Annotated in this window: 20 protein-coding genes; 9 read left to right on the forward strand and 11 right to left on the reverse strand. The window is 59.5% G+C overall.

Features of this window, described 5'->3' with window-relative positions:
• Positions 1–38: 38 nt before the first annotated feature.
• The 5 genes from ACJ8OK_RS21205 to pepT all read right to left on the reverse strand — a co-directional run bounded on the left by ACJ8OK_RS21205 (position 39) and on the right by pepT (position 6,655).
• The gene (locus tag ACJ8OK_RS21205) at positions 39–1,127 is read right to left on the reverse strand and encodes a malate/lactate/ureidoglycolate dehydrogenase (protein WP_082997083.1); all 1,089 of its coding nucleotides are present in this window, start codon (positions 1,125–1,127) and stop codon (positions 39–41) included.
• A 262-nt stretch (positions 1,128–1,389) separates the two neighbouring features.
• Positions 1,390–1,647 carry a hypothetical protein gene (locus tag ACJ8OK_RS21210; protein ID WP_015377593.1) on the reverse strand — a complete coding sequence of 86 codons (258 nt, stop codon included), beginning with the start codon at positions 1,645–1,647 and terminating at the stop codon, positions 1,390–1,392.
• A complete protein-coding gene (locus ACJ8OK_RS21215; RefSeq protein WP_235363293.1) occupies positions 1,647–3,788 on the reverse strand; it encodes an S-type pyocin domain-containing protein in 2,142 nt (713 codons plus the stop codon). The genes ACJ8OK_RS21210 and ACJ8OK_RS21215 overlap by 1 nt, the downstream gene beginning before the upstream one ends.
• A gap of 206 nt (positions 3,789–3,994) precedes the next feature.
• The gene (locus ACJ8OK_RS21220; RefSeq protein ID WP_082996821.1) at positions 3,995–5,125 is read right to left on the reverse strand and encodes a tail fiber domain-containing protein; all 1,131 of its coding nucleotides are present in this window, start codon (positions 5,123–5,125) and stop codon (positions 3,995–3,997) included.
• A gap of 300 nt (positions 5,126–5,425) precedes the next feature.
• Positions 5,426–6,655: a peptidase T gene (gene pepT, locus ACJ8OK_RS21225; protein WP_004941154.1), complete on the reverse strand. Its 1,230-nt coding sequence runs from the start codon at positions 6,653–6,655 to the stop codon at positions 5,426–5,428.
• A 57-nt stretch (positions 6,656–6,712) separates the two neighbouring features.
• Between pepT and ACJ8OK_RS21230 the strand changes: the two genes are divergently transcribed.
• From ACJ8OK_RS21230 to ACJ8OK_RS21255, 6 genes are all read left to right on the forward strand, one after another.
• Complete coding sequence (locus ACJ8OK_RS21230) at positions 6,713–7,003, forward strand: hypothetical protein (protein WP_130054910.1); 291 nt, start codon at positions 6,713–6,715, stop codon at positions 7,001–7,003.
• An 8-nt stretch (positions 7,004–7,011) separates the two neighbouring features.
• A complete protein-coding gene (potA, locus tag ACJ8OK_RS21235; RefSeq protein WP_004941151.1) occupies positions 7,012–8,127 on the forward strand; it encodes a spermidine/putrescine ABC transporter ATP-binding protein PotA in 1,116 nt (371 codons plus the stop codon).
• A complete protein-coding gene (gene potB, locus ACJ8OK_RS21240; RefSeq protein WP_004941149.1) occupies positions 8,111–8,971 on the forward strand; it encodes a spermidine/putrescine ABC transporter permease PotB in 861 nt (286 codons plus the stop codon). The genes potA and potB overlap by 17 nt, the downstream gene beginning before the upstream one ends.
• Complete coding sequence (gene potC / locus ACJ8OK_RS21245; protein ID WP_004941147.1) at positions 8,968–9,750, forward strand: spermidine/putrescine ABC transporter permease PotC; 783 nt, start codon at positions 8,968–8,970, stop codon at positions 9,748–9,750. The genes potB and potC overlap by 4 nt, the downstream gene beginning before the upstream one ends.
• A 219-nt stretch (positions 9,751–9,969) precedes the next feature.
• On the forward strand, positions 9,970–11,529 hold the full coding sequence (locus ACJ8OK_RS21250; protein ID WP_060559365.1) for a PTS transporter subunit EIIC: 1,560 nt from the start codon (positions 9,970–9,972) through the stop codon (positions 11,527–11,529).
• 24 nt (positions 11,530–11,553) lie between these two features.
• A complete protein-coding gene (locus ACJ8OK_RS21255) occupies positions 11,554–12,939 on the forward strand; it encodes a family 4 glycosyl hydrolase (protein ID WP_048323015.1) in 1,386 nt (461 codons plus the stop codon).
• A gap of 12 nt (positions 12,940–12,951) precedes the next feature.
• On the opposite strand, the gene ACJ8OK_RS21260 is transcribed toward ACJ8OK_RS21255, so the two are convergent.
• Positions 12,952–13,662 carry a MurR/RpiR family transcriptional regulator gene (locus ACJ8OK_RS21260; RefSeq protein ID WP_004941137.1) on the reverse strand — a complete coding sequence of 237 codons (711 nt, stop codon included), beginning with the start codon at positions 13,660–13,662 and terminating at the stop codon, positions 12,952–12,954.
• A 236-nt stretch (positions 13,663–13,898) separates the two neighbouring features.
• Between ACJ8OK_RS21260 and potD the strand changes: the two genes are divergently transcribed.
• On the forward strand, positions 13,899–14,942 hold the full coding sequence (potD, locus tag ACJ8OK_RS21265; RefSeq protein WP_033633291.1) for a spermidine/putrescine ABC transporter substrate-binding protein PotD: 1,044 nt from the start codon (positions 13,899–13,901) through the stop codon (positions 14,940–14,942).
• Between the two features lie 47 nt (positions 14,943–14,989).
• On the opposite strand, the gene cobB is transcribed toward potD, so the two are convergent.
• From cobB to lolC, 5 genes are all read right to left on the reverse strand, one after another.
• Positions 14,990–15,826, reverse strand: coding sequence for a Sir2 family NAD+-dependent deacetylase (cobB, locus tag ACJ8OK_RS21270; RefSeq protein WP_033633293.1), 837 nt, complete (start codon positions 15,824–15,826; stop codon positions 14,990–14,992).
• A 91-nt stretch (positions 15,827–15,917) separates the two neighbouring features.
• Positions 15,918–16,835 carry an N-acetylglucosamine kinase gene (gene nagK, locus ACJ8OK_RS21275; protein ID WP_033633294.1) on the reverse strand — a complete coding sequence of 306 codons (918 nt, stop codon included), beginning with the start codon at positions 16,833–16,835 and terminating at the stop codon, positions 15,918–15,920.
• Positions 16,836–16,888: 53 nt separating this feature from the next.
• The gene (lolE, locus tag ACJ8OK_RS21280; protein ID WP_015377581.1) at positions 16,889–18,136 is read right to left on the reverse strand and encodes a lipoprotein-releasing ABC transporter permease subunit LolE; all 1,248 of its coding nucleotides are present in this window, start codon (positions 18,134–18,136) and stop codon (positions 16,889–16,891) included.
• Positions 18,136–18,840, reverse strand: coding sequence for a lipoprotein-releasing ABC transporter ATP-binding protein LolD (lolD, locus tag ACJ8OK_RS21285; protein ID WP_004941120.1), 705 nt, complete (start codon positions 18,838–18,840; stop codon positions 18,136–18,138). The genes lolE and lolD overlap by 1 nt, the downstream gene beginning before the upstream one ends.
• Positions 18,833–20,035 carry a lipoprotein-releasing ABC transporter permease subunit LolC gene (lolC, locus tag ACJ8OK_RS21290; RefSeq protein WP_213929096.1) on the reverse strand — a complete coding sequence of 401 codons (1,203 nt, stop codon included), beginning with the start codon at positions 20,033–20,035 and terminating at the stop codon, positions 18,833–18,835. The genes lolD and lolC overlap by 8 nt, the downstream gene beginning before the upstream one ends.
• 419 nt (positions 20,036–20,454) lie before the next feature.
• On the opposite strand from lolC, the gene ACJ8OK_RS21295 reads away from it, so the two are divergent.
• Together ACJ8OK_RS21295 and mfd are read left to right on the forward strand one after the other, a co-directional pair.
• Positions 20,455–21,060, forward strand: a complete 606-nt coding sequence (locus ACJ8OK_RS21295) for a serine O-acetyltransferase (protein ID WP_164122932.1) — start codon at positions 20,455–20,457, stop codon at positions 21,058–21,060.
• Between the two features lie 204 nt (positions 21,061–21,264).
• Positions 21,265–24,738 (forward strand): transcription-repair coupling factor, encoded by a 3,474-nt coding sequence (gene mfd, locus ACJ8OK_RS21300; RefSeq protein WP_442530994.1) that lies wholly within the window; start codon positions 21,265–21,267, stop codon positions 24,736–24,738.
• Positions 24,739–24,755 lie beyond the last annotated feature (17 nt).

The following is a 24,755-nucleotide window of genomic DNA, read 5'->3' on the forward strand; positions in this document are numbered from 1 at the left end:
CGAGTACGCGAACAAGCCACCCTATCGGGTGGCTTTTTTTATGCTTGCCGCGCCTGCGCGCGAAAACCGGCCAGCGCTTCATTCGCCATGCCCGCCTGCTCCGCCGCCGCGCAAATCTGCCGCCAGGTATTGGCGTCTATCGGTATGCCCTGCTCCAGCCGCGCCGCGCGGTTGGCCTCTTCCCATTCTCCCGGCACCGCGATCGGCTGTTCGCCGCTCGGCGGCGACGCCTTCACCCAGCCGATGAACGCTTCGGCCTCGGCCTGCATTTGCGGGGCGTCGAAGGCCTGAGGATCGAGGATCAGGGTCGTCATGCAGTTGAAGATGGCGTCGCTGTCGGCTTTCAGCGTGGCGTCGTGGGTGGTGCGGCCGCCGGAGAGCGCGCCGCCGAGGATCTCGCACATCGCCGCCAGCGCATAGCCTTTGTGCAAACCGAACGGCAACAATGACCCGAACGGCGCTTCGTGCATCACCTTCGGTTCGGTGGTGGGTTGCCCGTGTTCGTCGATCAGATAGCCCGGTGCCACCGACAAGCCTTTGTTATAAGCCACCCGAGTCTTGCCGAAGGCGATGCCGCTGGTGGCGAAATCCAACAGCAGCGGCGTGCGGCCCGGCCGCGGGAAAATGGCGCAGAACGGGTTGGTGCCGAAGCGGCGATCGCTGCCGCCGAACGGCGCCACCATCGGATCGCCCACCACGTTGACGAAGTGAATCGAGATAAAACCGGCGCGGGCGCACTGTTCCGCCCAATGGCCGATGCGGCCGATATGGTGCGCGTTGTGCAGCGCCACCGCCGCCAGGCCCAGCTTGCCGGCGCGTTCAATGCCCAGCGCCATCGCTTCGCTGGCCACCACCTGGCCGAAGCCGCGCGCGCCGTCGAGCGTCAGCACCGCGCCGGCGTCGCGCACCACCTCGGCATGTTGATTGAGCTGCAATTGCCCCTGCGCCAACGATGCCATGTAACTGGGGATCATGCCGACGCCGTGCGAGTCGTGCCCGGCCAGATTGGCCTGCACCAGGTGATCGGCCACCAGCTCGGCTTCGCGCGCCGTGCTGCCGGCCTGGCGCCAAATCGCCTGAACGAACTGCGTCAAATACGAGCCGGCGATGCGGTATTCGGTGCTCATCATGCGGTCCTTATGCGTGGGGAATAGGCTTCCACACTATGAGCAACGCCTTGTTACGGCAAGCGATTATGCCGATCGCAAGCGTCCCGTTTTAACTATGGTATCCGCACGTTAGCCCAGGCGACGAAAAGAGCGGGCGCCGCTACTTTAGCCACCCGGCACAAGGCTCAGGTTATGGCGCCCCCACCAGCCAAAAAAGAAAACCCCAACAAAATTTCGTTTGCTGGGGGTTAAAGATGCACTAATCAGACCATAACTATGGCTATTCGATACCGTATTTTTTCTCGGTTACAAATTTCGGCTCTTTCCAGTTGGGGCCTTTCACTACTTTTCCATTTTGATCTTGAAGCACCCCTTTTTGGAATAATGCATCGTAAGTAGAAGAGAGCTCCCCGCTGGAAATTGCATCAAAGCGATTATAGGTATATAGACGATCCAATTTACGGTAATCAGAGGTCGGCCCCAAAAAAGTTAGCACATCTTCTACACTTTCATTTTTAACTATATCTTTTAAAGGCATTATTTCTTCCCTCCCATAGCATCTTTCAGTTCCTGTTCATATGCGGCTTGTAGGGCCCCATCTGTATAAAGCGCCTGTTCCTTTTCATTTATTCTATAGTCTTCAAGCGTAGCAGTATGAGTATTATTCCATACGGCCTTCTGTTCTTGAACACTGTGCGGAACCTCACCATCTTTTATACCAAGATTCCTGTACCTTTCCAACTCTCTGATTTCATGAGTATAAAATCGCCTATCAGTGTCAGTAGGTTGTAGATCCCCCTTCAAAATTTTATCCAAACGGTCAATCATCACTTGGTTTTCCGGGGTCTGTTCAAAACGCCCAGTATGCAGCTTCACCTTATCCACGCCGGCACGGTCGATGCTGGCCCCTTTCCAATCCAGATTCTGGATGGGGCCCCCAGCTTTATTGGTGTTGTATTCACGACCGCTGTATTTGCCCCTGGCGTTGGTTTCACCATAGGGCTTGCTCACCATCACATAGATGGCCTCTACACCAATCTCCGTCGCATCCGGCTGCCACAGGATAAAATCTTGCAGATCCTGCACCACATCCGCCGGGAAGGTGGTGACCACGATGCTGTCCGCCTGCCTGATGCCGGTGCCGGTATGCACTGGCGACTTAGGCCCCGGTGAGCCATTGCCGGTATGCGCCGGCGCGGCCGGCCCGGTCGGCACCGGGTTGATCAGTATCGTCCTCGCCGGTACCCCCGCCATTGCGGGCAGCGTGATTTTGTCCAGCCCCGTCAGCTCATCGCGAACGGGTCTGAATACCGGCACGCTCGGCGATACGCCGCCCACGCCCGTCCTGACAAAGTTGACGCTCTGTCTCCCGTCGTCGTCGGTGGTGATAAACCCGCGCACCGGCAAATCGACCGAGGTCATGCCGGGCTGGATGGTCGCCCGGCCCGCTGCCGCCAGGCTCGCCTGGAGGGCAAACAAATTGACATCCCGCCCGGGTACCCGGTCGCTCCCTGCACCGACCTCCGTCGGGTAGAAACCAAGGGCAAAAGCCCCCAGCACCGATCCGGCAGCGACCACAGTGCCGGCGCGTATACTGCCAATTTCGTAGGCTGCCCGCCACGACGCGCTCGCTGCCCAGCCGGCCAGTTCGCTCGTGGTCGTCATCACGCCTTGCCCGATTACCGACGTCTGCAGCATCGCGGGCGCACGGTTGAGCACCATGGCACCTGCTGCCGCCAGCGCCGCATTGGCTGCTTTTAGCTTTTCCGGCGTATACGCCGGAGCGTCCATAATACCCGCTTTGGCGAACAACGCTTTTCTGGCTGCTTCTACCTTGCGTGCATCTTCCGCCTTTCGGGCTTCCTCGGCTTTGCGAGCCTCTTCGGCCTTACGAGCTTTTTCGGCTCTGCGAGCCTCTTCCGCCTTTCGGGCCTCTTCAGCTTTACGGGCCTCTTCGGCTACTTCTCGTTCTACCTGCTTAAATTGTTGATAGGCCGATGTCAAAGAAGGCACTTCGACATTACGTTGCCGGTAACCTGTGCGATCGCTCCCTTTGCCGCCGCCGTTGATTTCATATTGCTCCGTAATTTCAGTCATCACCCTATTATTATCAAGCCAGAAACCCGGTGGGATTTTTCCATTAAGCACCTCGGAATAGGTGGCTAATGACGCCTTATCCTCTGCGGCAGAATTGTTGCCGTTATTGTTGCCGTTGGGTATGTTCTGATAATTACCGATTCTATGATGGGTATCGATATTACCGGCGAACACGATCCCGCCTTGAGCAGGCAACCCCACGCCAAGTACATTTTTAACTTGTGAGACAGAGGTAATAGCCTTGCTGACGGCGGCTTCATCGGTTGTACGAATTTCACCAACCTGCACCTGTATTTTTCCGTCAGCCTCAACACTTTTCAAAGCTACCTTTGCATAAGTTGTAACCGCACGTACCTTTTTTTGTAAATCTTTCAGTATATTATTAACTTTAGGGTCATTTTTGATAGCGTTAACCTGCCGCCGTATCGCTGCCCCCTGGGAATCTCCACTGCTGCTACTGTCCCTGCCGCCATTACCGTTCCCTTTACCATCATCCCAGTTGGTACTGTTATCTTTACCGGGATTTAAACCATGTACTCCATCGATATGCACATCCCCCATGCCAGGAATATTTATATCCATAGATCCACCGTGCCCTACATTGGGTCCCTGGTCTGAAGCCCCCCCTTTAATTCCACCCGTTGGGCCACGGCTGTCTTTTCCATCTCCGCCACTCATATGCCAGTCCTTTTATTTCGTTGATGTGGCAGCAGAGTAAATTCTTAAGTGCTTATCGCCAGCAGCACTATCGGTTAATACTCTGCGCTACCCACAAAAATTGTTATTACTCAGGCGCACGTAATCGCTTTTTCCAACGCCGCCAACCGCGCTTCCAGCCTTTCTCGAGCCGAACGCTCTTCCTTAAGCGCCTCAACCAGCAGCGCCACCACGCCGTTGATATTGATGCCCCGCGCATCTTTCAGCACGCTGCCGTCGTTGAGTTTCAATTCGGTTTGGGTGACCGACTGCGGCAATACGTTCTCCACTTCCTGAGCGATCACCCCGGCTTCCGGCACGCCCTGTTTGAGGTAGGTGTAGCCGCCGATATTGGCCAGCTTGTCCAATGCGCCGTCAATTTGGGTGATGTCCGTTTTCATGCGGGCATCGGAGCTGCTGTGCCAGGCGCCGTTGGTGTAGGCGTTACCATCATTACGGAATTCGTACCAGCCTTGCCCACCACCGTTGGCGACATTCAGCACCAGCGAATGGTGAGAGCCGACAAATTCATGATGATAAAGGTTGGCATACAGGTCGTATCGCCCCTGCAAATGCAATCCATTGGTAATGCGTCCCTTATCATTGTCAACACTACGGTTCCCAGCAGCCCAAATCCATCCATCGGGGTTGCGTTTAGTCAATTGCCCTACAGAAAGCTCGGCGTTGGGCCTTACCTGCAGTTCGTTCCAGTTACCCTGCCAGTCTCGATAAGAGAGCAATCCATAATTTTCTTTACCAGCGACAATCCGCGAGCCCATTAACATCACCGTAGTGACGTTGCCGCTGGTAAAATCAGTATGCATGGCAGCCGCATCATAAACCTGACCATTGATAAGCGGAGCCGGGCCGGTGGTCGAGGTGGAGATACCCGCGTTGTGCGACACCACCGCACCGCCGGAAATATCCACTCCATTGCGCATCGCAACCCGGCCAGACGCCAAATTGAATGAGAACGGGCGCAAGGTGTTCCACTGCCCGTTAAGCGCTTGGCCGCCCGGCGTCGCCAGCGCGTAAAAATCGCGGCCATCATTACGCAGCATCACGCCGGTATTGCCATTTGCCAGCCGAAAACCATTGGCCGATTTGGAGACGATTTCACCGTCGCTGACCACGCGCTGGCGCAGCGTAGACAGCGATTTCAGTTCGGCGATATCGTCGTTAACGCCGTTAATCACCTGAGCATTTTTCTTTTCTTCTGCCATGATTGTTACCCTCTTACGTCCTGTTTGATGGCGGTTAACAGCGCTCATTCCCCCAGCATCCCCTAGCGACTGGGCTCACCGCACCGAAGCTGTAAAACCGGTTAAGCACACAGCAAAACTGTATGCATAAACAGCACTTTATCTCGAAGGATAATGGGATTCCCTCACCGCGGGTTGTATGGTGAAGGGGACAACAATGAGGCAGGGAACGACAAGAGAACGGCGGGCGCGCTGGGCCCCGCCGGGCGGATCAGAAAAGCATAGTCGGGCCGGCGCTAGCCGGCCGGGGAACGAAGGTGTTTACCGCGCCCGCTCGGCGGCCAGCGCCGCGATGCGCATGATCACCGCCACCGCTTGCTCCATGCCTTCCAGCGTCACGAACTCGTGCTTGCCGTGGTAGTTGTAGCCGCCGGTGAACAGGTTCGGGCACGGCAGGCCGCGGAACGACAGCTGCGCGCCGTCGGTGCCGCCGCGGATCGGCTTCATCACCGGTTCGATGTCGCAATCGCGCATCGCCTGCTGCGCCAGCGCGATCACATGCGGGTGCTCCGCCACCTGTTCGCGCATGTTGTAATAGCTGTCTTCGATGCTCACTTCGATATAGCAATCGCGCGGCAGGCCTTTGCCGACCTCGCGAGCGATGTCCACCATCTTGCGCTTGCGCGCCTCGAACCCTTCGCGCTCGAAGTCGCGCAGGATATAGTGCATTTCGGCGCGCTCTACGCTGCCCTTGATGCTGCTGAGGTGATAAAAGCCCTGGTAACCTTCGGTGGTCTCCGGCGCTTCGTCCGCCGGCAGCGCCTGATGAATGCGGGTGGCCAGCGACAGCGCGTTGACCATCACCCCCTTGGCGCTGCCGGGGTGCACGCTGTTGCCAAGGATTTTGATCGTCACCGAGGCGGCGTTGAAGTTTTCGCACTCCAGCTCGCCGACGCCGCCGCCGTCCACCGTGTAGGCCCATTCCGCATTGAAGGCCGCCACGTCGAACAGCTGCGCCCCCTTGCCCACCTCCTCGTCCGGAGTGAAGGCCACGCGGATGTCGCCGTGCGGGATCTTGCGCGCGCGCAGGCGCACCATGGCGGTGAGGATCTCGGCGATGCCCGCCTTGTCGTCGGCGCCCAGCAGCGTTTTGCCGTCGGTGGTGATCAGCGTCTGCCCCAGCATCTGGTGCAGGATCGGGAACATCACCGGCGACAGCACCTCATCGCCGATGCCGAGCGCAATGTCGCCGCCGCGATAGTTCTCGACGATCTGCGGATTGACGTGCTTGCCACTGAAATCCGGCGAAGTATCCAGATGGGCGATGAAACCGACCGCCGGCACCGGCCAGGCGACGTTACCCGGCCAGGTGCCCATCACGCAGCCGTGTTCGCTGAGCGACACCCGCTCGAAGCCGAGCGCGATCATTTCCTGCTGCAACGCGCGCGCCAGCTTCAACTGCCCATCGGTGCTCGGCACATGCTTTACGTTCGCTTTGGACTGGGTGTCGAAAGAGACGTAGTTGAAAAAGCGGTCAAGTAATTTGTCCATGGTAGCGGCCCCTCAGAATATCGCGTTTCATTATGCGGAACCGATCAGGATCAAATATTGCGTCAGGTCATTTTTAACCAGAATTCGCCAATATCATTAATCTTTGTGATGATTTCTGAGGGGAATAATGCTGTCATCACAGGGTCATTTGTCGCTATCATGATGAAAAACGCGGCATCTGGGCCGGATCGGCTTTCAATTCCGGCATTCAGCGTCTATCATGCGCGCTCGAAAAATTTCCATTGGCGTAACTGGTTTGAGCTTCATTTGATCAGCGGGCATTCCCGCAAGCTCCGGCAGTCTTTTCCAGTTACGGTTCTATCTGCATTAGCCCACGGGATAGAGTAATACGATAAATGACTGAGACATCCTCTCCGACTCCCCTTGTTGAACTGCATGCCCTGAGCAAAGCGTTCGATGGCAAAACCATCATTGCCGATCTGGATCTGACGATTAACCACGGCGAATTCCTCACCATTCTCGGCCCCTCCGGCTGTGGCAAAACCACGGTGCTGCGCCTGATCGCCGGTCTGGAAGACGCCGATGTGGGCCGCATCGTGCTCGACGGCCAGGACATCACCGCCATTCCGGCCGAACATCGCCACGTCAACACCGTGTTTCAAAGCTACGCTCTGTTTCCGCACATGTCGGTGTTCGACAACGTCGCCTTCGGCCTGCGCATGCAAAAGGTGCCGGCGGCGGAACTGACGCCGCGCGTCGAAGAGGCGCTGCGCATGGTGCAGCTGGACGACTTTGCCAAGCGGCGGCCGGGCCAGCTCTCCGGCGGCCAACAGCAGCGCGTGGCCATCGCCCGCGCGGTGGTCAACAAGCCGAAGGTGCTGCTGCTGGACGAATCGCTGTCGGCGCTGGACTACAAGCTGCGCAAGCAGATGCAGAACGAACTGAAAGCGCTGCAGCGCAAACTGGGCATCACCTTCGTGTTCGTCACCCACGATCAGGAAGAGGCGCTGACCATGTCGGATCGCATCGTGGTGATGCGCGAAGGCCGCATTGAGCAGGACGGCACGCCGCGTGAGATCTACGAAGAGCCGAAGAACCTGTTCGTCGCCAGCTTCATCGGCGAGATCAACATCTTCGACGCGGTGGTCCTGCAACGCCTCGATCCGCAGCGGGTGCGCGCCAACGTCGAGGGCCGCGAGTGCGACATCTACGCCGATCTGCCGGTAGAGCCGGGCCAAAAGCTGAAGGTGCTGCTGCGCCCGGAGGATCTGCGGGTGGAAGAAGTGAACGACAGCGCGCAGCACGACGGGCTGATCGGCTACGTGCGCGAGCGCAACTACAAAGGCATGACGCTGGAATCGGTGGTCGAGCTGGAGAGCGGCAAAACGGTGATGGTCAGCGAGTTCTTCAACGAAGACGATCCGGACGTCGATCACTCGCTCAATCAGAAGATGGCGGTAACCTGGGTTGAAAGCTGGGAGGTGGTGCTGGCCGATGAAGAAATCGCGTAAAGTCTTCCAGAATGTAGTGATCGTCGGCGTCGTCGCCTGGCTGTTGCTGTTCGTGTTCATGCCGAACCTGATGATCATCGGCGCCAGCTTCCTGACCCGCGACGACGCCAACCTGGTGCAGATGGTGTTCACGCTGGACAACTACCGGCGCTTGTTCGATCCGTTGTACGCCCAGGTGCTGCTGCACTCGCTGAACATGGCGCTGATCGCCACCCTGTGCTGCCTGGCGATCGGCTATCCGTTCGCCTTTATCCTGGCGCGGTTGCCGCAGAAGGTGCGGCCGCTGCTGCTGTTTCTGCTGATCGTGCCCTTCTGGACCAACTCGCTGATCCGCATCTACGGCCTGAAGCTGTTTCTCAGCACCCGGGGCTATCTCAACGACGCGCTGCTGTGGATCGGCGTCATCGACAAGCCGCTGCGCATCATGTACACCTCGGAAGCGGTCGTCCTCGGCCTGGTGTATATCCTGTTGCCGTTTATGGTGATGCCGCTCTACTCCAGCATCGAAAAGCTCGATAAGTCCTGCCTGGAGGCGGCGCGCGACCTCGGCGCCAGCAAGCTGCAAACCTTTATCCGCATCATCGTGCCGCTGACCATGCCGGGCATTATCGCCGGCTGCCTGCTGGTGGTGCTGCCGGCGATGGGGCTGTTTTTCGTCGCCGATCTGATGGGCGGCGCCAAAAACCTGCTGATCGGCAACGTGATTAAAAGCCAGTTCCTCAATATCCGCGACTGGCCGTTCGGCGCGGCCACCAGCATCTGCCTGACGCTGGTGATGGGGCTGTTGCTGCTGGTTTATTACCGGGCCGCACGCCTGCTGAACAAGAAGGAGGATCTGGCATGATCGGACGTCTGCTGCGCGGCGGCTTTATGACGCTGGTATACGCCTATCTGTATATCCCGATCGTCATCCTGATCGTCAACTCCTTCAACGCCTCGCGCTTCGGCATCAATTGGCAAGGGTTTACCACCAAGTGGTACAGCACCCTGCTGAATAACGACAGCCTGCTGCAGGCCGCGGGCCACTCGCTGACCATGGCGGTGCTCTCCGCCACCTTCGCCACGCTGATCGGCTCGCTGACCGCGGTGGCGCTGTACCGCTACCGCTTCCGCGGCAAACCGTTTGTCGGCGGCATGCTGTTCGTGGTGATGATGTCGCCGGACATCGTGATGGCCATCTCGCTGCTGGTGCTGTTCATGCTGCTGGGCATTTCGCTCGGCTTCTGGTCGCTGCTGTTCTCGCACATCACCTTCTGCCTGCCGTTCGTGGTGGTGACCGTCTACGCGCGCCTGAAAGGCTTCGACGTGAAGATGCTGGAAGCCGCGCGCGATCTCGGCGCAAGCGAGTTCACCATTCTGCGCAAAATCATCCTGCCGCTGGCGATGCCGGCGGTGGCGGCCGGTTGGCTGCTGAGCTTCACCCTGTCGATGGACGACGTGGTGGTCTCCTCCTTCGTCACCGGGCCGAGCTACGAGATTTTGCCGCTGAAGATCTACTCGATGGTGAAAGTCGGCGTCTCGCCGGAGGTCAATGCGTTGGCCACCATTTTGCTGCTGCTGTCGCTGGTGCTGGTGATCGCCAGCCAGTGGGTGATGCGCGATCGCTCGCCCAAGGCCGAGTAACCCTTCCCGCCGGGCGCTGCGGCGCCCGGTTGTGATCCCCTTCACAACCGGCACCGGTTGTCACTCCCTGACCATCGGTGCCTATTTCCGCCCCGCTGATTGCAGCGGCGAAAACTTCCCCCTATAACTGAATTCAGGCAAGGTGCCTTATTTTTTTCTCGCTTCCAGGGAGTTTATTCAGCAACGTCGTCATCCATTAAAATATAAAAAGGAACTGCCATGAAAGGTATTATCGATAATATCTTAAGCAAGCTGCAGCTTTTCTCCAAAGCCATGATGGGGCCGATATTTTTCCTGCCGGTAATCGGTCTGATCCTGGCGCTCAGTTCTATTCTCACCAATGCCACATTAATCAATGAACATTCCGCCGTCTTCTCTATCGGTAAAATGATCGGCGATACCTTCTGGCCATTATTCGGCAACCTCGGGCTGATTTTCTGCATCGGCATTACCTACGGCCTGGCTAAAGACAAGAAAAGCGAAGCGGCGCTGGTCGCCGTGATGTGCTTTATCATGTTCCTCGGCGCCAATTCTTCTTATCTGCAATTCAGCGGCCACGTCGCGGCCAAGATCAACGGCGAATATTACGGCACCGGGCAGACGGAGTTGCTGGGTTTTACCGTGGTGGATATGGGCATTTTCCTCGGTCTTATCCTCGGCGTCACCATCGCCTGGGTGCATAACCGCCTGTGCAACGTCGAACTCAACGGCGTGTTCTCGGTCTACGGCGGCGCCAAGCTGGTACTGATTGCCATGACGCCGATCATCATGCTGTACGCCGTCGCCTTCAGCTACCTGTGGCCGGCGATCTCACAGGGCCTGATCGCGCTGACCGGCTTTATGAAAAGCGCCGGCTCGCTCGGGGTATTCGTCTACGGCTTCTTTGAGAAATTCCTGATCCCCACCGGGCTGCACCACTTTATCTGGTCGCCGTTCCAGCTCACCAGCATCGGCGGTTCGATCGTGCAGGACGGCCAGACCGTCTCCGGCTCGCAGGCGATTTTCCTGGCCTATATGCGCGACCCGAGCATCTCGCCGCTGATGAACGAAGCGCTGCGCTTCTCGCAGCAAGGGATGGTGACCATCTTCGGCCTGTCGGGCGCGGCATTGGCTTTCTATCACACCGCCAAGCCGGAAAAGAAAATGCTGGCCAAGGCGATTCTGATCCCGGCCATCACCACCTCGATCCTGGTCGGCATCACCGAGCCGATAGAGTTCACCTTCCTGTTTATCTCTCCGCTGCTGTGGGTGATCCACGCCGTGTTGACCGCGCTGTCGCAGGTGGTCTGCAACCTGTTGCAGGTGCGCCCCTGGGGCGCCAGCGGGCTGGTCGAGTTCCTGGCCTATAACCTGCCGCTGCCGGTTTCCCTCACCCGCTGGCCGCTGTACGTGCTCATCGGCCTGGTGCAGTTTGCGGTGTATTACCTGGTGTTCAAAACGCTGGTGCTGAAGCTCAATCTGAAGACGCCGGGTCGTGAAGATGATCAGGACGTCAGACTCTATTCCAAACAGGATTACCGGAACCGCAAAAATACCCCGGACGAGCCGAGCGGCATCATTATTCGCGCGCTGGGCGGCAAGGAAAACATTATTTCCGTCGATAACTGCTTTACCCGGCTGCGGGTGGAATTAAAGGATATGACGCGGGTGGATGAGGCCGCGTTAAAAAGCACCGGCGCCAAAGGCGTAGTGAAGAATCGCCGTGAAGTGCAGGTAATTTACGGCGTCACGGTCGGCAAGGTCAAAAATCAGGTAGAGAAATATTTAGCGACACTCTAACGCTTTATTAATGGGAGATATCGAATGAAATTAACCGTTCTCGGCGGCGGCGGCGTGCGTTCCCCGTTCCTCGCCAAATCCATCGCCTATAACGCCCATCGCATCGGCATTACCGAAGTGGTGTTTATGGATACCGATGAGCGCCATCTGGCGATCTACGGCGCCCTCGCGCAGGGCGTATTCCAGCGCATTCGCGGCGACATTGCTTTCAGCCTCAGCAGCGATCCGCGCCAGGCGCTGCAAGGCGCCGACTACATCATCACCACCCTGCGCATCGGCGGCGAGGAAGGCCGCATCCATGACGAACGCATCGCGCTCAATCACCAGTTGCTCGGGCAAGAAACCACCGGCGCCGGCGGCTTCGCCATGGCGATGCGTTCGATTCCGGCGATCCTCGACTATTGCCGCCTGATCGAACAGGTTTCCTCACCGGACGCGGTCCTGTTCAACTTCACCAATCCTTCCGGCATGGTGACCGAGGCGATCATCAAATCCGGCTTCCAGCGCCGGGTCTATGGCATCTGCGACGCCCCCAGCGAGTTTATCCGCGAACTGGCCGAGCTGCTGGGCTGCCGCGAAGACCAACTGAGCGTCGACTGCTTCGGCCTCAACCATCTTTCCTGGTTCCGCAATGCGCGCGTCAACGGCGAACCGGTCACGGAACGGTTGCTGGCGGATCCGCGCCTGTATCGTGATACCTGCATGAAATACTTCTCGCCGGAGTTGGTGGCGCTGTCGGACAATTTGATGCTCAACGAGTATCTCTATTATTACTACTATCGTGAGCAGGCGATCGCCGCCATCGTCGCGGGCGGCGAGACCCGCGGCGAACAAATCGCGGCGATCAACCGCCAAATGCTGTCAGAGTTAGGCGAGCTGGACATCCCCCACCAGTTGGAACACGCCTTCTCTGTCTATTTCAGCCATTATCTGCAGCGCGAAAACTCCTACATGCAGCGCGAGTCCAACCAGGGCAAGGTGAAAACGCGCGAGATGCTGACGCTGCAACAGTTTATCGAGCAGCCGGACAGCGGCGGCTATGCCGGGGTGGCGATCGACATTCTGGAGGCGGTCAACAGCGGCCGGCAAAAACGCGTGGTGGTGTCGATGCAAAACCGCGACACGCTCGATTTTCTGCACCCGGATGACGTGATCGAAATCAGCTGCGAATTGAGCAGCGCCGGCATTCAGCCGGTCAAAATGCGCGATATTCCCGACACCCAGAAAAACCTGATTTCGCAGGTGAAAGAGTACGAACGGCTGGCGGTGGCGGCGATCCTGACCGGCAACCGCCAACTGGCCATCAAGGCGCTGATGGTGCACCCGCTGGTCAACTCCTACTCGCTGGCAAAAACGCTGGTAGAGGAGTACCTGCAGGCCCACCGCGCGTATGCCGGGCACTGGCGCTAAACGGTGCGGCCGTCAGCGGCCGCGACGTTCAAACCAGGCGGTGATCACATTCTCGAATCCCAACAGACAGTGGCCGAAAAACGGGTTGGGATAGTAGATATCGTGATCGTATTTTTGCCGGTCCTCAAACAGAAAGGTCATGTCGGCCTGCTGCGCCAGCGGGCTGCCGCCGTCGCCGCAGAAGGCCGCCAGCAGAATGCGGTTACGCTTCACCGCCTCGCTCCAGCTCAGCGCCGAGCCGCTGTTGCCCGACTTTGAAATCACGATCACCATGTCGAAGCGAAAGCGCGTCTCACGGTCAAGAATGTCGAAATCCGGCCACAGCGACAGATAACTGTCTACACCCAGCGTCATAAACTTGTTGTACATATATTGAGCCACCAGCTGCGAAAAACCGCTGCCGTGGATCAGGATCTTGCCGTTGTCGAGCAGATCGAGAAACTGCGCCTGCTGGGCCGGCGGTGCCGCCGACGTAGCGCGTTCCGCCTGGTAAGCCGGCGCCATCGTCAGGTTGAATTTGATGAAATAGACCAGTTCGAGATAGCCGCGAAAGCCCAGCTTTTTAGCCAGCCGCACCAGCGTCGAGGGGGAACTGTAGCAGCGTGCGGACACCGCACGGATGCCGTCGTCGATGCAGGCGTCCGGGTTGTCGAGAATGCAGTGCAAAATCGTCAGATCCGTCTTGCTGAGCTCAGCCTGGCTGAAGACCTGTTTGAAATTCATCGCTGCCCTCGTTTATTCGCCAAAATTATTGTTTCGCACGCGCTTCACCGCCTGTCCAGCGCGAGACACACAAATTGTGATGCGCTTTAAGGCGCAGAACCCCTTGATTTGCCAGCGGGATAACCGCCTTTACCCACCCCGCCCCGGCCCCTATAATGGCCCCTTTCTGGGGTATGGCGCGGCCGAAAACGGCGGCTCATACGGGTTCGGCTCACTACTGCTGAAGGATACGCTGCATGAAAAAGTGGTCACATCTGCTCGCAGCCGGGATGATGGCGCTGAGTTTCTGCTCTGCAAACGCCTCTGACGGCAAAACGCTGTATTTCTATAACTGGACTGAATACGTCCCGCCGGGGCTGCTGGAGCAGTTCACCAAAGAAACCGGCATCAAGGTGATCTATTCCACCTATGAATCCAACGAAAGCATGTACGCCAAGCTGAAGACCTACAAAGACGGCGCGTACGATCTGGTGGTGCCTTCCACCTACTTCATCGCCAAGATGAGCAAGGAAGGCATGCTGCAAAAAATCGACAAGAGCAAGCTCAGCCACTTCAAGGATCTCGATCCCACCCTGCTGAACAAGCCGTTCGATCCCAACAACGACTACTCCATTCCTTATATCTGGGGCGCTACCGCCATCGGCGTCAACAGCGACGCGCAGGATCCGTCCACCGTCACCGCCTGGGCCGATCTGTGGCAACCGCAGTACAAAGGCCGCCTGCTGCTGACCGACGACGCGCGTGAAGTGTTCCAGATGGCGCTGCTCAAGCTGGGCTATTCCGGCAACACCACTGACCCGAAAGAGATCGAAGCCGCCTACCACGAGCTGCAGAAATTGATGCCGAACGTGCTGGCCTTCAACTCCGACAACCCGGGCAACCCGTTTATGGAAGGGGAAGTCAACGTCGGCATGGTGTGGAACGGTTCGGCCTTTGTGGCGCGCCAGGCCGGCACGCCGCTGGAGATCGTCTGGCCGAAGGAAGGCGGGATCTTCTGGATGGACAGCCTGGCCATTCCGGCCAACGCGCGCAACGTCGAAGGGGCGCTGAAGCTGATCGACTTCCTGCTGCGGCCGGAAATCGCGGTGCAGGTGGCGGAGACCATCGGTTACCCGACGCCGAACCTGGCGGCGAAGAAGCTGCTGTCGCCGGAGATCGCCAACGACAAGTCACTCTACCCGGATAAGGCGGTGATTGAGCACGGCGAGTGGCAAAACGACGTCGGCGACGCCAGCACGCTGTACGAAAGCTACTTCCAAAAGCTGAAAGCCGGGCGCTAATACGCCCGCCATCCCATCAGGGCGCGCATTGCGCCCTGATGCCTTTCTCAGGGCCGGTCGGCCCGCGCCACCTTGCCCACCAGGAACTTGTGCACAAAACGCGGCACCACTTCGCTGGCCAGACCGTAGTGTTTCTCATCGAACTGGCTCTCTACCTGGCTCGGTTCCAGGTTCAGCTCCATGGCGTAAGCGCCGCCCAGCCGCGCCTCATGCACGAAGCCGGCCGCCGGGTAGACATGGCCGGAGGTGCCGATGGCGACGAAGAAATCGGCCTTGCTCAGCGCCTGGTAGATGTCATCCATGCCCAGCGGCATCTCACCGAACCACACCACGTGCGGCCGTAGCGGCGCCGGGAACTGGCAGCAATGGCAACGATCGTCAACGCTGAGATCGCCGGGCCATTCGAACACCTGCCCCGACTGGGTGCAACGCACCTTCAGCAGTTCGCCGTGCATGTGCAGCACCCGCTTGCTGCCGGCGCGCTCATGCAGGTTATCAATGTTTTGCGTGACCAGCAGGAAGTTGTCTCCCAACCACTCTTCCAAATCCGCCAACGCGCGGTGTGCGGCGTTCGGGGCGATCTCCTCCGTCTGCAGCTGGCGGCGGCGTTCATTGTAAAACGCCTGCACCAGCGCCGGATCGCGCTGAAAACCTTCCGGCGTGGCGACGTCCTCCACCCGGTGCTCTTCCCACAGCCCATCCGCGGCGCGGAAGGTGCGAATGCCCGACTCGGCCGAAATGCCGGCCCCGGTCAACACCACCACAAACGGCTTTTTCAGCTCGGCCGCCGCCATGGTGTCACGATGAAAAATGCGTGAACGAAAGCGCTGATGCAGCACATGCTTACTCTTGCGAAACTGACACAGCCGATGGCGAGTGTACATTAACTCTCTCCTTACTTTTCCCTGTTTACCCTTCTTACTGGACGTTGCGGCGTTGTTGGCTGCATACATTCACGCCCGGCCTCAACGCCCATTACGTTGGGCGCGCCAAATTGAGGAACGCCGCGCCGCGCACGCCGCCGGCGTCGCCATAGCGCGCCTTCTCGATGCGCGGCAGCCGGGCCACCCGCAGCAGGTGCGCCGGCAGCCGCTGCGGCAACGCCTGGTAAATGGCGTCGAAGTTCGACAGCCCGCCGCCGATCACCACCAGATGCGGATCCAGCACCGTCAGCAGGTTACCCAGGCAGATCGCCAGCACGTCCATAAAGCGGTCGACGTGAGCCACCGCCTGCGGCTCACCTGCCTGATAATGGGCAATGATCTCGATGGCAGGCAAGCGCCGGCCATAGAAATGGGCGTACATCCATTCGAAACCGCGGCCCGATATGTAATTTTCAATGCAACCCTGATGGCCGCACCCGCAGGCAACGCGAGGCACATCACGCCCCAGCACCTCGAGCGCGTCCACCGGCAGGCGCAAATGGCCGAACTCGCCGGCGATATAGTTGCGCCCAGGCACCGTCTTGCCATCGACGATCAGGCCGCCGCCCACGCCGGTGCCGAGGATGATGCCCAGCACCGTCGGGTAGCGGCGGAACTCGTCGTCCCAGGCTTCCGACAGCGCAAAGCAGTTGGCGTCGTTATCGACGCGCACCTCGCGCCCGATCAGCGCCGCCAGATCGCGCGGCAGCGGACGCCCCATCGCCGCCGGCACGTTGGCGGTAAACAGCGTGCCATCATCGTCATTGGGCAGGCCCGGTATGCCGATGCCGACGCTGCCGCGCCGGCCGCAAAACGCATCCGCCTCAAGGGTCAGATCGCACAGCGTGGCCAGCAGTTGCCGGTAGTCTTCACGTGGCGTCGGCACTCGCTTTTGCCAAATGCGCTGCAGGTTGTCGTCGAACACCCCCAGCTCAATCTTGGTGCCGCCCATATCGAAACCGTAGTACATAACCCATCCCCAGGCTAAAAAAACGGGGCGGCATCGCTGCCTCCCCGTTGGTGTTATTGTCCGCTCAGCACCCGCGCCGGATCGATGCGGCTTGCGCGCCTCGCCGGATACCAACTGGCCAACAGGCTCAGCACAATGGCGGTCGCCAGCACGATCAGCACGTCCAGCCAGTGCAGCTCGGAAGGCAGGAAGTCGATGAAGTAGATATCGCCCGACAGGAAGGAATGACCGACCAGTTTCTCGATGCCGCGGATAATGTTAGTCAGCTGCAGCGAGGCGATCACCCCGATCACCACGCCGCTCAGGCTGCCCAGCAGCCCGGCCAACAGCCCGTACCAGATGAAGATGGCGCGGATAAAGCCGTCTTTAGCGCCCAGGGTGCGCAGCACCGCGATGTCGGCGCTTTTGTCTTTCACCGCCATCACCAGCGTGGAGACGATGTTGAAGCAGGCCACGCCGATCACCAGCACCATCGCCAGATACATGATGGCGCGGATCATCTGGATGTCGCGGTACATGTAGCCGTACTTGCCGATCCAGCTTTTGATGTAGATATAAGAATTGGTCACTTCGCCGGCGTCGCGCACCAGTTTATTGGCGGCGAACACGTCGTTCATCTTGAGCGCGATACCAGTGACGCTGTCACCCATGTCGAGATACTGCTGCGCATCGGCCAGCGGCACCAGCGCCAGGCTGTGATCGAGCTGGCCGCTGAGCTGCAAAATGCCGGTCACATGCAGGCGAATGCGCTTCGGCTGCAGCAGCTTCATTTCCGGGTCGCTGTTGGGGATCATCACCGTCACATAGGCGCCCTGTTTAACGCCCAGTGCGTCGGCCACGCCCTTGCCGAGGATCACCTGCTGCTCGCCGGGCTTGAAGTTGGCCCAGGCGTCGCCCTGCACATACTGCGGCAGCGCGCTCAGCCGGCTCTCCTGCTGCGGATCCACGCCTTTGACTTCCACCGCGCGCAGCTGCGCGCCGTTTTCCATCAGGCCGGTGAAATTGATGTACGGCGCGGCGGCCAAAATGCCCGGCACCTTTTCCACCCGCTGCAGAATCGACGGCCAGCCGCTGAACGGCTGATTGACCGGCTCAAGCTCGCCGTGCGGCACCACCGCCAGAATGCGGTTCTTCAGCTCGCGCTCAAAACCGTTCATCGCGCTCAGCCCGACGATCAGCACCGCCACCCCCAGCGCGATGCCGATGGTGGAGATGACCGAGATCAGCGACACCATGCCGCCGCGTTTACGGCCGCGGCTGAAACGCAGGGCCGTCAGGAAGGACAGTGAGGCTCCCGCCATTATTCGGCCCCCATCAGGGTCAGCTGCGCCTGCAGGTGGCCGTCGGCCATTTCCAGCTGGCGGCTCAGGCGCTTGGCCAGCTGCAGATCGTGCGTCACCACCAGGAAAGCGGTGCCCTGGCGCACGTTCAGCTCGCCCAGCAGATCGAAGATGCTGTCCGCGGTGCGTTTATCCAGGTTACCGGTCGGTTCGTCCGCCAGCACCAACGCCGGGTTGTTGACCAACGCGCGCGCGATCGCCACGCGCTGACGTTCGCCGCCGGAGAGCTCGGACGGGCGGTGCTTGCTGCGTTTTTCCAGCCCGACCGCCGCCAGCATCTCCCGCGCCTTCTCCTGCGCCTGCGCCGGCTTGGCGCCGCCGATCAAGAGCGGCATGGCGGCGTTTTCCAGCGCGGTGAAGTCCGGCAACAGATGGTGGAACTGATAGATGAAGCCCAGCTGGCGGTTGCGCAGCTCGGCCTTGGCCGCCGAAGACATGGCGTTCAGCGATTCGCCCTTGAAGATCACCTCGCCGGAGGTCGGCGAGTCCAGCCCGCCCAGCAGGTGCAACAGGGTGCTCTTGCCGGAACCCGAGCTGCCGACGATCGCCATCATCTCGCCCTGCTGCATGGCAAAGCTGACATTGCGCAGCACGTCGGTGTGCAGATTGCCTTCCTGATAGGTCTTGCACAGGTTGTCACACTGCAGCAAAAGATGGTTACTCATAACGTAAAGCCTCAGCGGGTTGTACGGCGGCAGCGCGCCATGAAGGATAGAGCGTGGACAACAGGGAAACCGCCATCGCCACCACGGCGATGATCGTCACCTGCAGCGGATCGACCGCCACCGGCAGCGAAGCGCCGTCGATCAAGGCGCCGAGGATCGGCATCAGGTTATTCAGGTTGGTGGCCAGCAGCACGCCGAGCAGCGTGCCGAGCAGCGAACCGATGATGCCGGCGCTGGCGCCCTGCACCATAAATACCGACATGATCTGGCGGCGGGTCAGCCCCTGGGTCTGCAGAATGGCGACCTCGCCCTGCTTCTCCATCACCAGCAGGCCGAGCGAGGTAATGATGTTAAACGCCGCCACCGCCACGATCAGACTGAGCAGCAGCCCCATCATGTTCTTCTCCATACGCACCGCCTGGAACAGCTCGCCCTTGCGATCGCGCCAGTCTTTCCAGACGGTGCCCGCCGGCAGCGCCTGTTGGCTGAGGGTATCGACCGTCAGCGGCTGTTGCAGGAACATGCGCCAGCCGGTGATGTTGCCGGCCGGGTAGCGCATCAGGCGCGAAGCGTCCTGTTGGTTGACCAGCAGCTGATAGCCGTCCACCTCGCTGTTGGCGTGGAAGGTGCCGATGAGAGTGAACAGGCGCTGGCTGGGAATGCGGCCCATTGGCGTGAACTGGCTGGCGCTCGGCACCATCACGCGCAGCGAATCGCCGCGCTTGACACCAAGTTGCCCCGCCAGCTGTTCGCCGATGATGATGTTGTACTGGCCCGGCTGCAGCTGCTGTTGCTTGACGTTGACCAGATATGGGGTCAGCGGATCGGCCTCGTCGGGATTGACGCCGAGCATTACCCCGACCGCCACGCTGCGGGCGCTTTGCAGCACCACGTCACCGGTGGTCAGCGGCGCGACGCGCGTGACGCCCTGCAGCTTCTGCACCTCGGAGGCCGGCAGCTGCTGCGGGTTGACCGATCCTTGCGGACTGGTGACCAACGCCTGCGGCATCAGGCCGAGAATGTTGTTTTCCAGATCCTTTTCGAATCCGTTCATCACCGACAGCACGGTGACCAACGCCATCACCCCCAGCGTAATGCCGATGGTGGAAAGCCAGGAAACAAACCGCCCGAAGCGGTCTGAGGCTCGCCCGCGCATGTAGCGCAGGCCAATGAATAACGCGACAGGTTGATACATGAAATCCGTTTGATAGCCGTGGCTTAAGCAAAGTGATCATGGATTATATCGTCGCCCTGAAAACAATTAAATGAAAAATAAAGATTTTTACGATTCTTACAGCAGTACGAATCCGGCCTTCCCATCTCGGATAACCCCTTGTTTACACTTAACTGTTTTTAGTGAATCGGCAAAATACTTGCGGCGTTCCGCCTCAGTTTCTTCTGAAAATGATAGTGAGACCTGCGATATCGCGTTTGCCTCTGTAACTCACCAGGCACTGGCCACATTGCCGTTTCCCACCGTTGCAACACGCCGCCGGCCAAGCGGGTTTCACTCAAGGTTCTGCGCGCAGGATCGCCAGCGATTTCACCCTATGCTACTATCTGCCAACATTGACAAAGTTGATGATAGTTATCGGTTAAACGCAAGGGCAATCAATGAGAACGGAAACAAAATATAAAATCTATGCCGACTTCTTTCGCGCGAGTAGAAAGTCCGGCATCGCAAGGCTAATCAAGTCCCTTTTCCAACAGAACTACGTCGGCTTTAACTACATTTTCACCTTGCGGCTGCACAGTGATTTTCACGCCAAAAAACGCAATATCTTTGAGAGACTTTGTTTTCGTCTACTGGTGAAAAATCTCAAGCGCCTGCAGATAAAATATGGCATCGAAATTCCCCATCAGGCCAGTATCGGTGAAGGCCTGCTTATTCCGCACTTCGGCGGCATCGTTATCCATCCCAACGTGAAGATTGGTAAAAATTGCACCATCCTGCAAGGTGTGACCATCGGCAACAACCTCTTCAAAAGCCGTGAAGACGTCGCCACTATCGGCGATAACGTCACCATTGCAGCCGGAGCCAAGATCGTTGGTCCGGTCACTATCGGTGACAATGTGACGATTGGCGCCAACTCCGTTGTCACCAGTGACATTGAGCCAAACTGCATCGTGGCAGGCATGCCGGCCAAGATTATTTCGCGCAAAGAGTCAATTGTGCTGAATACGGATTACTTGTCCTTTGACGAATATCAAAAGCGCTAATCTTGCGCTGACTGGCGTTCTATCTTTCCTCCCGGCGACGCCTTGTTGGCGTCGCGCTTGCGTGCATCGTCGCCCCGATAACTAACGAGATAGGGCACTTTTATCGGTGTCAGTTTGCCGGCCGCTGGGCTACTATAAACAGCATAAAAGCACTGGGTTATCCGTGCCGGGACGCCCTCTAACACATTGATTAAAGATACCTGAATGAGCACTTCCGATAGCCGTAACCGTTCTTCATCCCCTCGTTATTCTCTGCCCGATCGCGCGGGCGATCTGCGCCAGCTGGGGCAACTGACCGGCGCGGCCTGCGCCGTGGAGTGCGCCGAGATCGTCGAGCGCCACCCTGGCCCGGTGATGCTGATCGCGCCGGATATGCAAAACGCCCTGCGGCTGCGCGACGAGATCCAGCAGTTCACCGATCAGATGGTGACCACGCTGTCCGACTGGGAAACCCTGCCGTACGACAGCTTCTCGCCGCATCAGGAAATCATCTCGGATCGTTTGTCGAGCCTGTATCACCTGCCGACCATGGCGCGCGGCGTGATCATTCTGCCGGTCAACACCCTGATGCAGCGCGTCTGCCCGCACGAATTCCTGCACGGCCACGCGCTGGTGATGAAGAAAGGCCAGCGCCTGTCGCGCGATAAGCTGCGCGCGCAGCTGGAACAGGCCGGTTACCGCAGCGTCGATCAGGTGATGGAGCACGGCGAATTCGCCACCCGCGGCGCATTGCTCGATCTTTATCCGATGGGCAGCGATGAGCCTTACCGCATCGACTTCTTCGATGACGAAATCGACAGCCTGCGCATCTTCGACGTCGACACCCAGCGTACGCTGAGCGAAGTCGAGGCCATCAATCTGTTGCCGGCCCACGAGTTCCCCACCGACAAGAACGCCATCGAGCTGTTCCGCAGCCAGTGGCGCGAGCAGTTTGAGGTGCGTCGCGACGCCGAGCACATCTATCAGCAGGTCAGCAAAAGCGCCTGGCCCGCCGGTATCGAATACTGGCAGCCGCTGTTCTTCAGCCAGCCGCTGCCGTCGCTGTTCAGCTACCTGCCGGCCAATACGCTGATCGTCAATACCGGCGATCTGGAGAGCGCCGCCGAGCGCTTTTGGCAGGACGTCAACCAGCGTTACGAAAGCCGCCGCGTCGATCCGATGCGCCCGCTGCTGGCGCCGGATACGCTGTGGCTGCGCGTTGACGCGCTGTTCGGCGAGCTGAAAGCCTGGCCGCGCATCGCGCTGAAAACCGATGAGCTGCCGGTCAAGGCCGGCAATACCAATCTGGATTACCATGCCCTGCCCGATCTGGCGGTGCAGGCGCAGCATAAATCCCCGCTGGATAATCTGCGCCGCTTTATCGAAGGCTTCGACGGCAGCGTGATTTTCTCCGTCGAGAGCGAGGGGCGGCGTGAAACGCTGCAGGATCTGCTCGGCCGCATCAAGCTGGCGCCGGCGCTGATCCAGCGTCTCGATCAGGCGGAAACCGCGGGCCGTTACATGATGGTCGGCGCCGCCGAACACGGTTTCCTCGACGGCCTGCGCCAGCGTGCACTGATCTGCGAAAGCGATCTGCTCGGCGAACGCGTCAGTCGCCGCCGGCAGGACAACCGGCGCACCATCAACACCGATACCCTGATCCGCAACCTGGCGGAGCTGCATCCCGGCCAGCCGGTGGTGCATCTGGAGCACGGCGTTGGCCGCTATGTCGGCCTGACCACGCTGGAAGCCGGCGGCATCAAGGCTGAATACCTGATCCTCTCCTACGCCGGTGAGGACAAGCTGTACGTGCCGGTCTCATCGCTGCACCTGATCAGCCGTTACGCCGGCGGCGCGGATGAAAACGCCCCGCTGCACAAGCTGGGCGGCGACGCCTGGACGCGCGCGCGGCAAAAAGCGGCCGAACGGGTGCGCGACGTGGCGGCGGAGCTGCTGGATATTTACGCCCAGCGCGCCGCCAAGGCCGGTTTCGCCTTCAAGCATAACCGCGAACAATACCAGCTGTTCTGCCAGACCTTCCCATTCGAAACCACGCCGGATCAGGAACAGGCGATCAACGCGGTGCTGAGCGACATGTGCCAGCCGCTGGCGATGGACCGCCTGGTGTGCGGCGACGTCGGCTTCGGCAAAACCGAAGTGGCGATGCGCGCCGCCTTCCTGGCGGTGGAAAACGGCAAGCAGGTGGCGGTGCTGGTGCCGACCACCCTGCTGGCGCAGCAGCACTTCGACAACTTCCGCGATCGCTTCGCCACCTGCCCGATCCGCATCGAGATGATGTCGCGCTTCCGCAGCGCCAAAGAGCAGCAGCAGGTGCTGGACGACGCGGCCGATGGCAAGGTAGACATCATCATCGGCACGCACAAACTGCTGCAGAGCGATCTGCGCTGGAAGGATTTGGGGCTGCTGATCGTCGATGAAGAACACCGCTTTGGCGTGCGCCACAAGGAGCGCATCAAAGCGATGCGCGCCGACGTCGATATCCTGACGCTGACCGCCACGCCGATCCCGCGTACGCTGAACATGGCGATGAGCGGCATGCGCGATCTGTCGATCATCGCCACTCCGCCGGCGCGCCGGCTGGCGGTGAAGACCTTCGTGCGCGAATACGACAGTCTGGTGGTGCGCGAGGCGATCCTGCGCGAAGTGCTGCGCGGCGGCCAGGTTTACTACCTCTACAACGACGTGGAAAACATCGAGAAAGCGGCGCAACGCCTGGCTGAGCTGGTGCCGGAGGCGCGCATCGCCATCGGTCACGGTCAGATGCGCGAACGCGATCTGGAACGGGTGATGAACGATTTCCACCACCAGCGCTTCAACGTGCTGGTGTGCACCACCATCATCGAAACCGGCATCGATATCCCCAGCGCCAACACCATCATCATCGAGCGGGCCGATCGCTTCGGCCTGGCGCAGCTGCACCAACTGCGCGGCCGCGTCGGGCGTTCGCACCATCAGGCTTACGCCTATCTGTTGACGCCAAACCCGAAAGCCATGGGCACCGACGCTCATAAACGGCTCGAGGCCATCGCGTCGCTGGAAGATCTCGGCGCCGGTTTCGCGCTGGCGACCCACGATCTGGAGATCCGCGGCGCCGGCGAACTGCTGGGCGAAGACCAGAGCGGCCAGATGACCACCGTCGGCTTCTCGCTCTATATGGAGCTGCTGGAAAGCGCCGTCGACGCGTTGAAAAACGGCCGTGAACCGTCGCTGGAAGATCTCACCAGCAACCAGACCGAGGTAGAGTTGCGCATGCCGGCGCTGCTGCCGGAAGATTTCATTCCCGACGTCAATACCCGCCTGTCACTGTATAAGCGCATCGCCAGCGCGAAGAACGACGGTGAGCTTGACGAGCTGAAGGTCGAGCTGATCGATCGCTTCGGCCAGTTGCCGGATGCGGCGCGCAACCTGTTGCAGTGCGCGGCGCTGCGCCTGCATGCGCAGAAACTGGGGATCAAACGCATCGAGAGCAACGAGCGCGGCGGCTTTATCGAGTTCGGCGACAACAACCGCGTCGATCCGGGTTATCTGATCGGCCTGTTGCAGGGCAATCCGCAGGTTTACCGCCTGGACGGCCCGAGCAAGCTGAAGTTCACGCTCGATCTGGCCGATCGCCAAAAACGCCTGGCGTTCACCGAAGAGCTGCTGAACGCCTTCCGCGAACACACGCTGGCGGTCTGAGCCAACGCCCCCGCCGT

It is taken from the genome of Serratia sp. CY71090 (genome assembly GCF_052166845.1).
GTDB lineage: Bacteria > Pseudomonadota > Gammaproteobacteria > Enterobacterales > Enterobacteriaceae > Serratia > Serratia nematodiphila.

Coding starts and splice junctions, on each gene's coding strand:
- ACJ8OK_RS21205 (WP_082997083.1), bottom strand. CDS start 1,127: ATGAGCACCGAATACCGCATCGCCGGCTCGTATTTGACGCAGTTCGTT.
- ACJ8OK_RS21210 (WP_015377593.1), bottom strand. CDS start 1,647: ATGCCTTTAAAAGATATAGTTAAAAATGAAAGTGTAGAAGATGTGCTA.
- ACJ8OK_RS21215 (WP_235363293.1), bottom strand. CDS start 3,788: ATGGATATAAATATTCCTGGCATGGGGGATGTGCATATCGATGGAGTA.
- ACJ8OK_RS21220 (WP_082996821.1), bottom strand. CDS start 5,125: ATGGCAGAAGAAAAGAAAAATGCTCAGGTGATTAACGGCGTTAACGAC.
- pepT (WP_004941154.1), bottom strand. CDS start 6,655: ATGGACAAATTACTTGACCGCTTTTTCAACTACGTCTCTTTCGACACC.
- potA (WP_004941151.1), top strand. CDS start 7,012: ATGACTGAGACATCCTCTCCGACTCCCCTTGTTGAACTGCATGCCCTG.
- potB (WP_004941149.1), top strand. CDS start 8,111: ATGAAGAAATCGCGTAAAGTCTTCCAGAATGTAGTGATCGTCGGCGTC.
- potC (WP_004941147.1), top strand. CDS start 8,968: ATGATCGGACGTCTGCTGCGCGGCGGCTTTATGACGCTGGTATACGCC.
- ACJ8OK_RS21250 (WP_060559365.1), top strand. CDS start 9,970: ATGAAAGGTATTATCGATAATATCTTAAGCAAGCTGCAGCTTTTCTCC.
- ACJ8OK_RS21255 (WP_048323015.1), top strand. CDS start 11,554: ATGAAATTAACCGTTCTCGGCGGCGGCGGCGTGCGTTCCCCGTTCCTC.
- ACJ8OK_RS21260 (WP_004941137.1), bottom strand. CDS start 13,662: ATGAATTTCAAACAGGTCTTCAGCCAGGCTGAGCTCAGCAAGACGGAT.
- potD (WP_033633291.1), top strand. CDS start 13,899: ATGAAAAAGTGGTCACATCTGCTCGCAGCCGGGATGATGGCGCTGAGT.
- cobB (WP_033633293.1), bottom strand. CDS start 15,826: ATGTACACTCGCCATCGGCTGTGTCAGTTTCGCAAGAGTAAGCATGTG.
- nagK (WP_033633294.1), bottom strand. CDS start 16,835: ATGTACTACGGTTTCGATATGGGCGGCACCAAGATTGAGCTGGGGGTG.
- lolE (WP_015377581.1), bottom strand. CDS start 18,136: ATGGCGGGAGCCTCACTGTCCTTCCTGACGGCCCTGCGTTTCAGCCGC.
- lolD (WP_004941120.1), bottom strand. CDS start 18,840: ATGAGTAACCATCTTTTGCTGCAGTGTGACAACCTGTGCAAGACCTAT.
- lolC (WP_213929096.1), bottom strand. CDS start 20,035: ATGTATCAACCTGTCGCGTTATTCATTGGCCTGCGCTACATGCGCGGG.
- ACJ8OK_RS21295 (WP_164122932.1), top strand. CDS start 20,455: ATGAGAACGGAAACAAAATATAAAATCTATGCCGACTTCTTTCGCGCG.
- mfd (WP_442530994.1), top strand. CDS start 21,265: ATGAGCACTTCCGATAGCCGTAACCGTTCTTCATCCCCTCGTTATTCT.